The following is a 13400-nucleotide window of genomic DNA, read 5'->3' as shown; positions in this document are numbered from 1 at the left end:
TGAAGGAGTGTTCAATACTTATGGTCAAATTAGGCGTAAACTCTGTACTTTTCAAATCGTTCAGCTTCGCCGAGGCGGCAGCTGCAATTGCGCGCTCCGGCTATGACGGCGTGGAAATATCGGCTATCAAAGGCATGTGCGAGCATCTTGATCTTGATCGCTGGCAGGAGCAGAAGGATGAGCTGCAGGCCATCGTGAAGGAGAACGGCCTGCAGTTCCTGTCCATGGAGGTCGCTTCGCTGGACGAGGAGAGATTGACCAAGGCATTCGAGGCCGGTGCGGCCATCGGAATTCCCGTCATTAACGTTGGACCTGGCGGAAAATCCGGCAATGAGGAGGATCTTGCAGCATCGATCGCCAAATTGACCCATCTGGCGGAGAAAGCCGCCTCTTATGGAGTCACGCTGTGCGTGAAGGCTCATGTCGGCAATGCGATTGACAATACGCCGACGACGCTTGCTGCGATGGAGGCTATATCCTCCACGGCTTTCGGGATAGATATGGACCCGAGCCATATCCACCGTTCCGGTGAAAACGCGGAGGAAGCACTGCCAGCTGTGCTCAGCCGTGTGAAGCATGTACACATACGCGACTGCAAAGGCCGCGCGCAAGGACCCGGCCCGATTGAACTGCAGGCTTGCGGACGGGGCGATATCGATCTGTTCGGTTATTGCAAGGCTATGGTAGACGGCGGCTATGACGGCCCCGTTGTTCTGGAGGTCATCGGAGCCGGACCGGACCATACGATCGATCAGGTATCGATCGTGGCGGCGGAATCGTACGGGTATTTGAATGCCTGCCTGAAGAAGCTGGGCGGCAGATAATCCGCAAAAGCGGAGCCGCTTCAGGAGTCCTTTGATCTTCCGATTGCTGTTGTACCCCTGAATTTTTTTATTTTGGATACCTTTATCTGTTAAATTCGGGGTACAAAGGCAAACGCTTCGCTTCTCCAGATTCAAATGCCGCCTTCCGCTCTCGTTTTTCCTTTGGATGACTTATTGTCGCAAACCTGTTCCAGGCTTTTGCTTACGAAGTGAGTTCTTGCTTGATGCTGCTGAATACCGGCAGATCAGGTAAAGCCTCGCAAAAAACTTTCAGGAGGTAATCATGAAATGACAGCTAAAAAACCGAATGTGGTTATTTTCGGTATCGATAGTTTACGGCGCGATCATATGAGCTCATATGGATATTCGCGTCTGACAACACCTTTTATGGACCGGGTTGCAGCGGATGGCGTGCTGTTCGAGAAGCATTTCAGCCCAAGCATTCCGACAACTCCGGCTTATGCTTCCATGCTCACAGGAATGGATGTATTCGGAACCGATGTCGTCGCTCTTCGTCATCAGGGTCCGCTTGGCGGACATGTGAAGACGCTGGCTGAGACGCTGGGCGAGAACGGCTATAACACGACCTGTATCGGCTTCACCGGCAATCCATCCTCACGCGGCTTCCAGACGTATATTGATTACGAATCCTGGGTTCCCGACGAGACCGGACGTACGCCCAAAGCGCAAAATCTGAACAATGTCGCCGTGCCCGAGCTGGAACGCCTTGCAGCGGAAGACAAACCGTTCCTGCTGTTTCTGCGGCATATGGACCCGCATTCACCTTACCTGCCGCCCGTTCCGTTCGAGCGCATTTTCTACGGAGACAACGAGAAGGATGAGAGCAACCGGTCGATGGAGCCTGTTTACGGCTTCAAGCCCTTCGCGAATTTCCTGAAATCCTGGATACCCGAGGGCGTCACCGATGAGCAGTATGTGGAGGCGCAATACGATGGGGCAATCGCCTATATGGACGCCTGCATCCAAACCTTGTTCGCCAAGCTGGGAGCGATGGGAATTGAAGAAGAAACATTGATTGTCATTACATCCGATCATGGGGAAACGCTTTATGAGCATGATTGTTTCTTCGACCATCATGGACTGTATGATTGTACGCTGGTCGTTCCCCTCATTATCAAATTCCCCGGACGTGTTCCGGCGGGAAAACGGGTTTCCGGCGTCAGCCTGATCTCCGATATTATGCCGACGGTGCTGGAGCTGCTGGATATCAAGACCGATACGGCATTCGACGGCCAAAGCCTGACAGGCTTGATCCAGGGCGAGGATGCGAAGCGGGTCAGCGAGTTCTATATAACGGAATGCACATGGATGCGCAAGCATGGCTGGCGTACGCCGGAGTGGAAGCTGATCAGCGCGCTGGAGCCGGACTTTCACTTCAAGCCGGAAGTGGAGCTGTATAATCTGATTCAGGATCCGCTGGAGAATGAAAATGTCGCAGAGCGCGAGCCGGAGGTCGTAGCCTTCCTGCAGAAACGGATGAATGACTACATCGCCAAACGCGAGCAGGAAGTGGGCCGAACCAATCCCATCTATACGAATCTGAACTGGCACGGGCAGGGCAAGACCTTCACTTCCTCTCAGGAAGCCTACGATTCGCTCCATATCGGCTCCATCGTCAGCGCCCGCTCGCTTCAGGAGAAGGAGAAGGACGATCCGGCGGCTAAAGGCAAGACAAAAGGCAAAGGCAAGGCCAAGGGTAAAGAAAAGGACAAGGAAAAAAATAAGGCCAAAGAAGAAATTGCGGCAGCAGCGGAGACCAAGGACGAGTAATAGGTCCACAAAAAACCAGCCATAAACAGACTTGTTTTCTTATATGGACCCATGCTTTTTGCAGGTAGCAAGCTCGAAAGGAAGGACTGCAAATGATCAGAGTAGCTGTTGTCGGCGTCAACAATATCGGTAAAATCCACTGCCGCGCGTATCGAAGCCATCAGGGCACCGAGCTCGCAGCCGTCTGCGATCTGATGCCGGAGCGGGCCGAGGCGGCAGGGCGCGAGCATTCGGTTCCCCATTATACGGATTTGCGGGAGCTGCTGAGCAAGGAAACGATTGATGCCGTTATCGTGGCGACTGCGGGCGTAGAGAAAGGCAGCCACCACTTTGAGCCGGCCATGATCGCGATTGAAGCAGGCAAGGCGGTGTTCGTGGAGAAGCCGATATCCAATAATATCGAAGAGGCGCGGAAGATGGTTGCTTTTGCCCGGGAGAAGGGCGTGCGGCTTGCCTGCAACCTCAATCACCGCTTCACCCCTGCGGCGTACAAGGCGAAGGAGCTGGTCGCGGAAGGGAAGCTGGGCTCCCTGCTGTTCCTGAATATGAGGCTGACGATCCGCAATCCGCAGGAGGATACGGAGTGGCTTCATATGCGGGCCCTCCATCCGCATTCCATCGATGTTATGCGGTTTCTTGCCGGGGATGTGAAGCGGGTGCAGTCCTTTATGACCAAAGCACCCGGGCGGACGTCCTGGTCCACTGTTTCCGTCAATATGGAATTTGTCAGCGGCGCAGTCGGGCATTTGACGGGAAGCTACGATATGTCCATGAGGCATCCCATTGAATACTGCGAGGTTGCCGGTCACGAGGGCCGGCTTGTTATTGACAATGTATATGAGAGTATGACTTACTATCCGCATCATTCCGATGAGCTGACGGTTGTCCGCAATCCGTTGTTCGGAGGGATGAAGGGCTTTGACGACACGTTCGGGCATCGGATCAACCGGTTCATCGAGGAGATTCAGACAGGGGTAAAACCGGAGGATATTGCCGCATCCGGGGCAGATGCGCTCGCAGCGCAGGAAGTCATTGAAGCTGCCATACGTTCTCATCAGCTGGGCGGAGCTCCTGTAGAGGTTGCGGCTAACGAATGATACAGGGGACGTGGAGGGAAATGGATATGAATAATAACGGGCATGGCTCGGTATTATGGTTTACCGGTCTATCCGGAGCCGGCAAGACGACAACGGCCAAATTCATGGAAGAGCAGCTGCGGAAGCAGGGACGGCGCGTTGAACTGCTCGATGGCGACGAGCTGCGCGATACGATCTGCAAAGGACTCGGCTTCAGCCGCGAAGAGCGCTTCGAGAACATTAAACGGGTTACGTATCTCGCCAGGCTGCTTTCGCGAAACGGGGTGGATGTGCTGGTATCCGCCATCACGCCTTACACGGAGATGAGGGAGCACGCCAGGGCGCAGCTGCCAGGTTATGTTGAGATTTATGTGAAATGTCCACTTCATGTATGCGAGATGAGAGATGTCAAAGGCTTGTACGCCAAAGCGAGAAGCGGAGCGATTGCCCAATTCACGGGCATCTCCGATTCCTATGACGAGCCAAGCAACCCGGACATCACACTATGCACATCCACTGCGACGCTGGAGCAAAATGGAGATACGATACTTGCATGGCTCGGCCATGCCGCACCACTGGAGAAGTCAACTTCTCGGAGGGATTAGAAGCACGATGAAAATAATTATGATCTCGCTGGATACGCTTCGCGCCTCGCGCCTCGGCTGCTATGGCTACCATAAAGCCACAAGCCCGCATCTGGACCGGATAGCCCGTGAGGGAGTCCTGTTCGAAAAGGCTTATGCGGCGGATATTCCGACCGAGGTCGCGCATACCGGGATTTTTACCGGCAAAATCGGTCTGACCACAGGCGTTGTATCTCACGGCTCGGAGCTGACGCATTTGCCCAAGTCAACCGAATGGCTGCCTTCCATGCTGCGCTCCGCCGGCTTCACCACAGCGGCAGTAGACAATTTGTACCAGCTAAAGGAATGGTTTGCCCGCGGCTACCGGTATTATATGAACAGCGTCGGGGGCAACCGCTGGATTGACGGACGCACGGTCAATGAATTGGCGATGCCCTGGATCGGGCAGCACCGGGAAGAGAACTTCTTCCTGTTCCTGCATTATTGGGATGCGCATACGCCTTATCTGCCGCCGGATTCCTACATTCCGGAGTTCTACGAGGCTGGCAGGGACCCGTTCGATCCACGAAACAAAAGCATGGAAGGCGCGTATAATCATCCAGCTTATCCTTTTTTCAAGCATCACCATTATGATCTGGTCGGCGAGGTTACGGACAGTGATTATTACGATGCGCTTTATGATGCGGAAATCCGCTATCTGGATGACCGGTTGAAGGAGCTGGATGATCATCTTGAAAAGCTCGGGATCCAAGAGGAGACCATGATCATTCTGTTTGGCGATCATGGTGAAAGCCTGACGGAGCACGACATCTACTGGGACCACTGCGGCTTGTATGAGCCGACTGTCCATGTCCCGATGATTATCCGTTGGCCGGGAAGAATTCCCGCTGGCCGGAGGGTTCCGGGGCTTGTGCAGCAGGTCGATCTGCTGCCGACTATCCTGGATGCCGCGCGCATGGAGGCTGTATCCGGAATTGACCAGGCGAGGCTTAAGTATCCCGCGGGTCTCGACGGGCGCAGCTTATGGCCGTCGATCAGCGGCGAAGCGGGAGGCACGAACGATGCGCTGCTGTTGAGCGAATGTGCCTGGCAGGCGGCAAGGGCGATTCGAACGGACCGCTACAAGTTCATCCGCACCTATGACTCTGGGCCGTTCACACGTCCGCCGAGAGAATTATTTGATTTGACCGATGATCCTGCGGAAACGGTCAATCTTGCAGAGAGGCTGCCGGACGTTGCGGAGTGTTTGGAAACCCAGCTGAATGAATGGGTGGAGCGCAAGCTGGCAGGAAGAGCGGACCCCATGCAGCGGCAGCTTCAGGAAGCAGGACTGCCCTTCCGGAGAAGAATCGAGCAGATTCTCGGTTCTGCGTCGCTGACCTGGGAGGAATGGTACCAGAACCCGCAGCGGGAGCGTTTCGACAACGCGGTGCTTCACCGCGGCTGACGGCTAGTTTTTCCCGCACGACCGTACAATCGGAGTCTTTTGCAAAGGGTGAATAGAGGCATGCAGGATATTCTGAGCAGAAATAATTATATGAAGGATGAATTTCCGTTCTGGATTACCCGGACTGTACAGGGCTCGATCTCCGAGCATGGGCATGAGTTCGTCGAGCTGGTCTATGTCGTTCGGGGCAAGGGCATGCATATCTTCCAGGGTTCCCCGTATGAGGTTCATGCGGGGGATGTGTTTATTATTAATCCCGGTGAAACCCACGCCTATTATGTCGAGGCCAGCGAGCAGATTGATATTATCAACTGCTTGTTTATGCCGTCCTTTATCTCCGATGCGCTGCTCAGCGAGCTTGAAATTACAGGCTCGATGGACTATTTCTACGTTCACCCGTTTCTGAAGCATGACGTGAGGTTCAATCACCGGCTTAATCTGCACGGGCAGGATGCGGACTCGGTTCAGCAGCTCCTGGACAGCATGATTCGTGAGCTGGACAGCCGCGTACCCGGCTATAAGACGCTGATCCGGCTGCAAATGATCGAGCTGCTTGTGCTGCTCTCCCGCTATTACGCGATGATGCAGCAGCAGCGGGTTCACCCTTCTCCCCGTCAGCTGGAGCGGGAGATGACCGCACGCCGGATTTACGGCTATCTGGAGCGGAGCTTCGAGAAGAAAATCACGCTCCAGTCCTTGTCCGGCTTATTTAATGTAAGCACGCGGCAGTTGAACCGGCTGATGCGCGAGGAGTTCAACCGCAGCGTATTCGATGTGCTCCATGAGATCCGCATGGAACGCGCCAAGCACCTGCTGCTGGAGACGGACGACAAGGTCATCAATGTGGCGACTACGGTGGGCTATGAGGATCAATCGTTCTTCAACCGGTTGTTTCTCCGGCATGTGGGCTGCTCGCCCAGCCAATACCGGACAGGTGTGGAGATCGAGTAATCCCAGCCCGTATAAGAGTATTCCTGGAGAGAGAGGAGCTGACGCATCTCCTATGCAAACGCGTTCGCCTAACGTGCTGTTAATTACGGCAGATCAGCTTCGTCATGATTGTGTCGGCTATAGCGGCCAATATCCCGTACAAACTCCCCATCTTGACCGGTTTGCCGCGCAAAGCACCGTATTCGATCAAGCCTATTCGCATGTGCCGCTGTGCTGCCCGGCCAGGCAGTCCCTGCTGCATGGAAGAAGGCCGGAGACCTTCGGCGCCTTGTGGAACTATAATGCTTTTCTTCCTGTGGGTTCTCTTCAGCCGGAGCATTTCACCTGGTCCGGACTGCTCTCGGATAATGGCTACCGGTCCGCTTATATCGGCAAGTGGGGTGTGAATCCGGAGCATGATGCGACAGCCTTCGGCTACGATTCTTATGTAAGCGAAGCGGATTACCAGGCCTTCCGGAAGCAGCGGTATCCGGATATTGAATTCAAGAACGGATATTTTGGCGAAGGAAGTCCGGTTCCGCTCGAGGATTCGCAGACTCACTGGATGGCGGATCGGGCGGTCAGCACGCTCAGACAGCTGGAATCGGAAGGCAAGCCCTGGCATTTGGCTGTGCATTTTCCCGAGCCGCATCTGCCATGCCGTCCTTCGGGAAAGTTTGCGGAAATGTACGATCCTGCTGCGATGCCGGAGTGGGCGGGGTTCCGGGAAACCTTCCAGGGGAAGCCCTACATTCAGCGGCAGCAGCTGCTGAACTGGGGAGTCGAGGATTATAACTGGGCCGATTGGGCGCCTATTGTGGCCAGGTATTACGGAGTTATCAGCCAGCTCGATGAAGCGATTGGCAAAATACTGGCTGAGCTGGACGCGCTTGATGCGACTGCCGATACGATTGTTATTTTTACCGCTGACCATGGCGACATGTGCGGTTCGCACGGAATGATGGATAAGCATTATATTCTCTATGACGATGTCGTCCGCGTCCCCCTCGCCATCAGGCTGCCCGGTAAGGATCAGACTGGCCGCGTGGACAGCCGGTTTGTCTACAACCTGCTGGATATGGCGCCGACGCTTATTGATTTGCTGGAGCTTGCGACGAAGAATTCCCCGCAGCTGCAGGGCCGATCCTTGAAACCGCTCCTGACGGGCGGACCGGAAGCTGCTGATTGGAGAGACTCCATTGTCGCCTCTTATAACGGCCAGCAGTTCGGATTGTACACCCAGCGAATGATCCGTACGCGAACCTGGAAATACATTTGGAATTTGACTGATGTGGATGAGTGTTACGATCTTACGGCCGATCCCGGGGAACTGGTGAATTTGATCGCGCAGCCGGAATCCGCCCCGATTATCAAAAAATTGCGGACCAGGCTGTATGAGCAGCTGGCCCTGGACGGCGATCCCGTCATTAACAATGAATGGATGTCGCATCAGCTGCTGGATGGGGCGAAGCTTGCGTCCAGATAGATCCGGAGCCTGAATGATAAACGCGTGATCCCGCATAGGCTGCGGGATTTGTTGTTTCTAACGGGCATACGCTATTTACCCTGTTCCCTGTATTACTACATCAGCAGGATCGGCGTCACAGCAATCGATCTTGGTGAGCTTCCCGCAGGGAGGCTCGCTACGACCGTGTTGCTTGCCGTCTCAATAACCGTGATCCCGTTATTAACCTGGGAGGAGACATAAGCAAATACGCCGTCGGGAGTAATCGCAACGGATACCGGTCTGCCGGGTGTAGGTATATCTGTCAATACCGTATTCGTTGCCACATTGATGACGGTTACGCTGTTATTGACATTGCTGGCAACGTAGGCTCTGGAGCCGTCAGGAGATATCGTAACGCCAAATGGAATGGATCCCGCCGGCAATGGAACCGTTGTTATAATCGTATTGCTGCCGGTATCAATGACCGAAACCGTATCGTCACCCTGATTCGTGACGTAAGCGCGAGTGCCATCAGGAGTAATCGCAACGGCGTTCGGGAGAATTCCGGCAAGAATTGTGGCAATGACGGCATTGGTTAGCGTATCTATCACTGAAATCGTGTTGCTGCCGACATTTGCGACATATGCGCGTGTACCGTCAGGGGTGATCGCGATTCCGAGTGGACTGCTGACCGGAGAAATTGGTATCGTCGTTTGCACGGTATTCGTAACCGTATCCAGTACAATGACCGATCCCTGGAAGTCGGTCACATACGCGCGAAAGCTGTCGGGAGTAATTGCAATTGATGTTGGCTGGCTTCCGGGAGGCGTGGGAATCGTTGTAACTACACTGTTGGTCGCTGTGCTGATGGCCGAAACCGTAGAGTTGCCGAAATTCGCAATATACACGCGAGTACCGTCCGGCGTAACCGCAACTCCAATCGGACTGCTTCCGGCAGGCAAGGCGATGGTGGATGCGATCGTATTGTTTTCCGTACTAACGACCGTTACAGTATCTTGATCGATATTGGCATTGTAAGCAAAAAGGAGGGTGCTGATAATTGAATCTTCACCTCTTAAAATATGCTTCTCAACCACTTGTCCGCCGCCGTCCATTTCCGAGATTGTCACTGAAATATTGCTGCCGCCCAGACCGCTTGTAATAACCCTTACTCCGTAAACGTCAAGATCGGCAAATATATGATCAAGCAGAAACACGCTGCCATCCGATCCTGACGGGGATAACGATACCAGATATAAGGTATAGAATGTGGTTGAATGAAATCCGGATGTGACTGGAGTCACTGTATAAGCCTGGATCGAAGCAATAGCGGGATCCCGTCCTCCGTTAGACAGCCAGACAGCAAGCCGGCTCGTTCGAGGGAATGCCCGATTATCGATTGGCCCTGTATCATACACACTCATTTTGTATCACCCTGCTTTTCACATTTGATATAAGACATCATATGTGAAATGAACAGCGGGTAATTGTACGTGCGCTGAACGGCAGTTGTTTTTTTTTTGACCAATTGGCATGGCCCATTCATCACCGGCTATCCCGAAACAGCAGCACGAGCATGTACAAGTATAAGCTAGCTGCTGAACCGGTCTTGATATGCAATGAGGACACTGTCAATGACTAGCGGATTGCATTCCCCGGTATCGCGAGCGAGGTAGTTAGACACCCTTGCCGCCCAGCGTCTGCAATTGAATCTGCTCAATTCCTGCAATTAAAGGCCTTGCCAGCGCGATCAGCGTCTGAGCCTCTTCGCCTAACAGCGAGGCCTGATGGGCAGAGGCATCAGTCCAAACCTCCGTGACCCATATCGTTTCCGGCTCGTTCTCCGTAACATTGATGACATACAGCAGGCAATCCTCGATCACATCCATCTGAGATGCCGCTTCCAGCAGTATTTTCGCAAGCTCATCGCGTTTGCCCGCCTGTGCAGTAAATTTGCCATATAACCCGTATTGGTTCATTTCCGATCATTCCCTTCGATTATGTGTCCACATTCATAATAACCAATCTTGGCTGACATATTCAGTCAGTGAAGTATAACAGATATTTGCTGAAAATTAACTTTCGCAATCGGTTTCAAAGTTAGCGATTATGGTGAATAACAAGTAGTTTTTTGCAATCTGACCCGTAATACGGACAAGACATATTATTTTGGGTTAAAATCAAAAAAGACCGTACATATTTTTACCTTATTAAGGGAGTTTTCAGCTTTAGAAGCGAGCATCAGTAAAGAATCGCCAGAAAGCTTCATTGAACGCATGTTTATGCTTTCTGCGCGAGTTTGCTGCTCGTTTGAAATGCCCCGGAGGATCTCACTAAAAAACTCTCAGGAGGAACCTACATGTCCGAAGTTAAGCTTAGCATTGATTACGACCAGTATGAGGCTGGCCAAAAAGTCGAAGAATGGATTGAAAAGCTCGCAGACAGTCCGGAGAGTCAAGGGCTGACCAGTCTTATTATCGGAGAGTGGGGCGGAGCGTACGAGAATGATTCCAGCGGAATCGTTGAAACGCTGGTCCGTCTCAAGGACCGTTTTCCCGCCTTGCGCCAGCTGTTTATCGGCGATATGGGCTTTGAGGAATGCGAAGTATCCTGGATTATGCAGTCCAATATAGCTCCCGTGCTGGACGCTTATCCGGAGCTGACCTCCCTCACCATCAAGGGAAGTTCAGGACTTGAACTTGATCCCGCCCGCCATGGGAAGCTTGAAGAGCTGATTATTATTTGCGGCGGCTTGGGCAAAAATGTGCTGAACAGCATCAAGGACAGCCATTTTCCATTGCTGAACAAGCTGGAGCTGTATTTGGGCGTGGAGGATTACGGCTTTGACGGGGGGCTGGAGGATGTTCTGCCGCTTATCGAGGCAGGGCGGTTTCCGAACCTTACGTATCTGGGCATGAAAAATAGCGAAATTCAGAACGAAATCGCCCTTGCGGTTGCCGATGCGCCTATTCTGGACCAGCTTCATACCCTTGATCTGTCGATGGGGACGCTCACGGACGCAGGCGCGGAGGCGCTCATCAACAGCGATAAAGTAAAAAAGCTGCAGAAGCTTGATTTGAGCTACCATTATATGAGTGACGGGATGCTGCAGCGCTGGGAACAGACGGGGTTGAATGTCGATACAAGCGAACAGCAGGATCTGGATGATGATGAAGATTATCGTTATCCGGCCTTGACGGAATAACGATGCGGCCGATGATACTGATCGGGAACCCTGGCAACCGCCGGACGGCCTCTCTGCAGGAGGCCAGAAGAAGGCTTCATCTGGCGCCCGCAGTGCTGGTGCCGTATTTGGATCTGCTGCGCGGAACGATGCGGCTGGAGGAAGCTTTCAAGGAAGCCCGCGCCCATTCGCAAGAGAAACCTATTGTACGAATTGACGCGCCGGGCGAGGACTTCGAGGTCGAGCGCCAGTTGATTGCCCTGGGCGCGCCCGATGCCGGGCGGGAGTATGCGGATGACCGGCTGCTCCCTGTACAGGGGAGAAGCGATCCGCATCCCTTATCTCAAAAATCCGCCCTTGCGCTGAAGGAGCAAAGAGGACGGCTCTATCATCCCTCCCAGTGGTTTCGCGGGTTTACACGCTTGCTGGCCAAGCTGGAAACGGAAGTCGGGCAAATCTGTCCGGATGTTCAATGGACCAACGCACCGGCAGATATTGCCGGCATGTTCGACAAGCGGCATACCCATCGCCTATTATCCGCTGCTGGCGTATCTGTGCCGCGTCTGCTGGAAATACCGGAGGCAATCCCTGATTATGGGGCACTGCACGAGACGATGTGCCGCAAGCGGATGCACCGGGTGTTTGTGAAGCTTGCTTCGGGGTCGGGAGCCTGCGGCATTATCGCGTACCAGATCAATCCGTCTACCGGCGAGGAACTGGCGATTACGACTATAGGCGTCGACCACTTTATATCCCGTCCGCCGCAATTTTATAATGCGCTCAAGCTGCGGCGCTACACGGACACGGCAACGATCCGGCTTATTGTGAACTGGCTGCTCAGTCACGGGGCGCATATTGAACAGTGGGTAGCCAAGGCCGCTTATGGCGACAGCACCTTTGATTTGAGGCAGCTGGTTGTGGGAGGAGCTGCCTGTCACTGTGTAGCCCGGGTGAGCCGCACGCCGATTACGAATCTGCATTTGCGCAGCAAGCGCATGTCGCCGGAGGATATGGGTTTATCCGAAGCGACGCTCGCGGCGGTCAGCGAATGCGCGGAGTCCGCGCTCGCCGCTTTCTCCGGGTCAAGCGTCGCCGGCGTTGATGTGGTAATCGGCAGCGGTTCGATGAAGCCGCATGTTGTGGATGTCAATCCTTTCGGCGATCTGCTCTACAATGTTCTCTATCAGGGCGTCGATCCTTACGAATGGGAAATGAGGCATCTGGAGCCGTCGTTTTCTCCGCTAATAGCTGCCAACTCCCGCAAGGCGGCGCGTGCCCGCAGCGGGGTGGTACAGATTTGACCGATATGAACCGCATTATTGGCAGTCATGACATCCTGATGATCACATTGGATACGCTTCGCTATGATGCCGCTGTTCTGGAGGAAGCGAGCTGTCCGAATCTATGCGGCAGCGGATCCTGGGAGAAGCGCCATACGCCCGGAAGCTTCACGTACGCGGCGCATCATGCCTTTTTCGGCGGGTTTCTGCCTACTCCGGCTACAACCGACAAATCGGAACATATCCGCTTGTTTCATTCCAGGCATACGGGATTCAAGACGCATCCCCATACCTGGTTGTTTGACGCGCCGGATGTTGTCTCCGGCCTGCAGGCGGAGGATTACCGGACGATATGCATCGGCGGCGTTATTTTCTTCTCCAAGAAGGTGCCGCTGGCGCGCGTTCTGCCCGGGTATTTTCAGGAAAGCTACTGGCGGATGACGTTCGGGGTGACCAATTCCCGGTCGACGGAGCACCAGGTAAATCATGCGTTAAAGCTGCTTGACCGGTCTTCGCCGGAGGAGCGGCTGTTCCTGTTTATGAATGTTTCCGCCATTCATGGTCCCAATCATTATTTTGTGCCTGGGGCAAGGAAGGACTCCGTCGACACGCAGCGGGCGGCATTGCGTTATGTGGATGGACAGCTTGGAAGATTGTTCGAGGCCATGCGCGCACGTCAGCGTCCCGTGTTCTGCCTGGCTTTCTCGGACCACGGCACCGCCTACGGCGAGGATGGCTACGAAGGGCACAGGCTCGCGCATGAGGTGGTATGGAATGTGCCCTACCGCGAATTTTTGCTCTAGCAGCGGATTGAGCTTGTATATAAAGAAAGGTTGT

At 53.9% G+C, this 13400-nt stretch carries 12 protein-coding genes; 10 read left to right on the top strand and 2 right to left on the bottom strand.

What is annotated here, in order from left to right; translation table 11 throughout:
* Nucleotides 1-20: 20 nt before the first annotated feature.
* From AC0YOA_RS26045 to AC0YOA_RS26015, 7 genes are all read left to right on the top strand, one after another.
* On the top strand, nt 21-824 hold the full coding sequence (locus AC0YOA_RS26045) for a sugar phosphate isomerase/epimerase family protein (protein ID WP_475789101.1): 804 nt from the start codon (nt 21-23) through the stop codon (nt 822-824).
* A 288-nt stretch (nt 825-1112) separates the two neighbouring features.
* Nucleotides 1113-2615: a sulfatase family protein gene (locus AC0YOA_RS26040; protein WP_475789100.1), complete on the top strand. Its 1503-nt coding sequence runs from the start codon at nt 1113-1115 to the stop codon at nt 2613-2615.
* A 92-nt stretch (nt 2616-2707) separates the two neighbouring features.
* Nucleotides 2708-3712, top strand: coding sequence for a Gfo/Idh/MocA family protein (locus AC0YOA_RS26035; protein WP_475789099.1), 1005 nt, complete (start codon nt 2708-2710; stop codon nt 3710-3712).
* A 26-nt stretch (nt 3713-3738) separates the two neighbouring features.
* Complete coding sequence (gene cysC, locus AC0YOA_RS26030; RefSeq protein WP_475789098.1) at nt 3739-4296, top strand: adenylyl-sulfate kinase; 558 nt, start codon at nt 3739-3741, stop codon at nt 4294-4296.
* A 7-nt stretch (nt 4297-4303) separates the two neighbouring features.
* Entirely contained in the window at nt 4304-5722 is a 1419-nt protein-coding gene (locus tag AC0YOA_RS26025) for a sulfatase family protein (protein WP_475789097.1), read from the top strand.
* Between the two features lie 60 nt (nt 5723-5782).
* Nucleotides 5783-6673, top strand: coding sequence for a helix-turn-helix domain-containing protein (locus tag AC0YOA_RS26020; protein ID WP_475789096.1), 891 nt, complete (start codon nt 5783-5785; stop codon nt 6671-6673).
* Nucleotides 6674-6725: 52 nt separating this feature from the next.
* Nucleotides 6726-8138: a sulfatase family protein gene (locus tag AC0YOA_RS26015; RefSeq protein WP_475789095.1), complete on the top strand. Its 1413-nt coding sequence runs from the start codon at nt 6726-6728 to the stop codon at nt 8136-8138.
* 95 nt (nt 8139-8233) lie between these two features.
* Here AC0YOA_RS26015 and AC0YOA_RS26010 read toward each other — a convergent pair whose 3' ends face one another.
* A complete protein-coding gene (locus AC0YOA_RS26010) occupies nt 8234-9523 on the bottom strand; it encodes a YncE family protein (RefSeq protein WP_475789094.1) in 1290 nt (429 codons plus the stop codon).
* Between the two features lie 252 nt (nt 9524-9775).
* Nucleotides 9776-10078, bottom strand: coding sequence for a putative quinol monooxygenase (locus AC0YOA_RS26005; protein ID WP_475789093.1), 303 nt, complete (start codon nt 10076-10078; stop codon nt 9776-9778).
* A 380-nt stretch (nt 10079-10458) separates the two neighbouring features.
* Between AC0YOA_RS26005 and AC0YOA_RS26000 the strand changes: the two genes are divergently transcribed.
* From AC0YOA_RS26000 to AC0YOA_RS25990, 3 genes are read left to right on the top strand one after another with little or no spacing between them, the layout of a single operon-like run.
* Entirely contained in the window at nt 10459-11304 is an 846-nt protein-coding gene (locus tag AC0YOA_RS26000) for an STM4015 family protein (RefSeq protein WP_475789092.1), read from the top strand.
* Nucleotides 11305-11306: 2 nt separating this feature from the next.
* A complete protein-coding gene (locus AC0YOA_RS25995) occupies nt 11307-12584 on the top strand; it encodes an STM4014 family protein (protein ID WP_475789091.1) in 1278 nt (425 codons plus the stop codon).
* Nucleotides 12581-13366: an STM4013/SEN3800 family hydrolase gene (locus AC0YOA_RS25990; RefSeq protein WP_210039859.1), complete on the top strand. Its 786-nt coding sequence runs from the start codon at nt 12581-12583 to the stop codon at nt 13364-13366. The genes AC0YOA_RS25995 and AC0YOA_RS25990 overlap by 4 nt, the downstream gene beginning before the upstream one ends.
* Nucleotides 13367-13400: the final 34 nt, after the last annotated feature.

Source organism: Paenibacillus sp. JT22N12, from assembly GCF_056269365.1.
The sequence above is the reverse complement of the archived record's forward strand: the minus strand, read 5'-3'. Positions and strand labels throughout refer to the sequence as shown.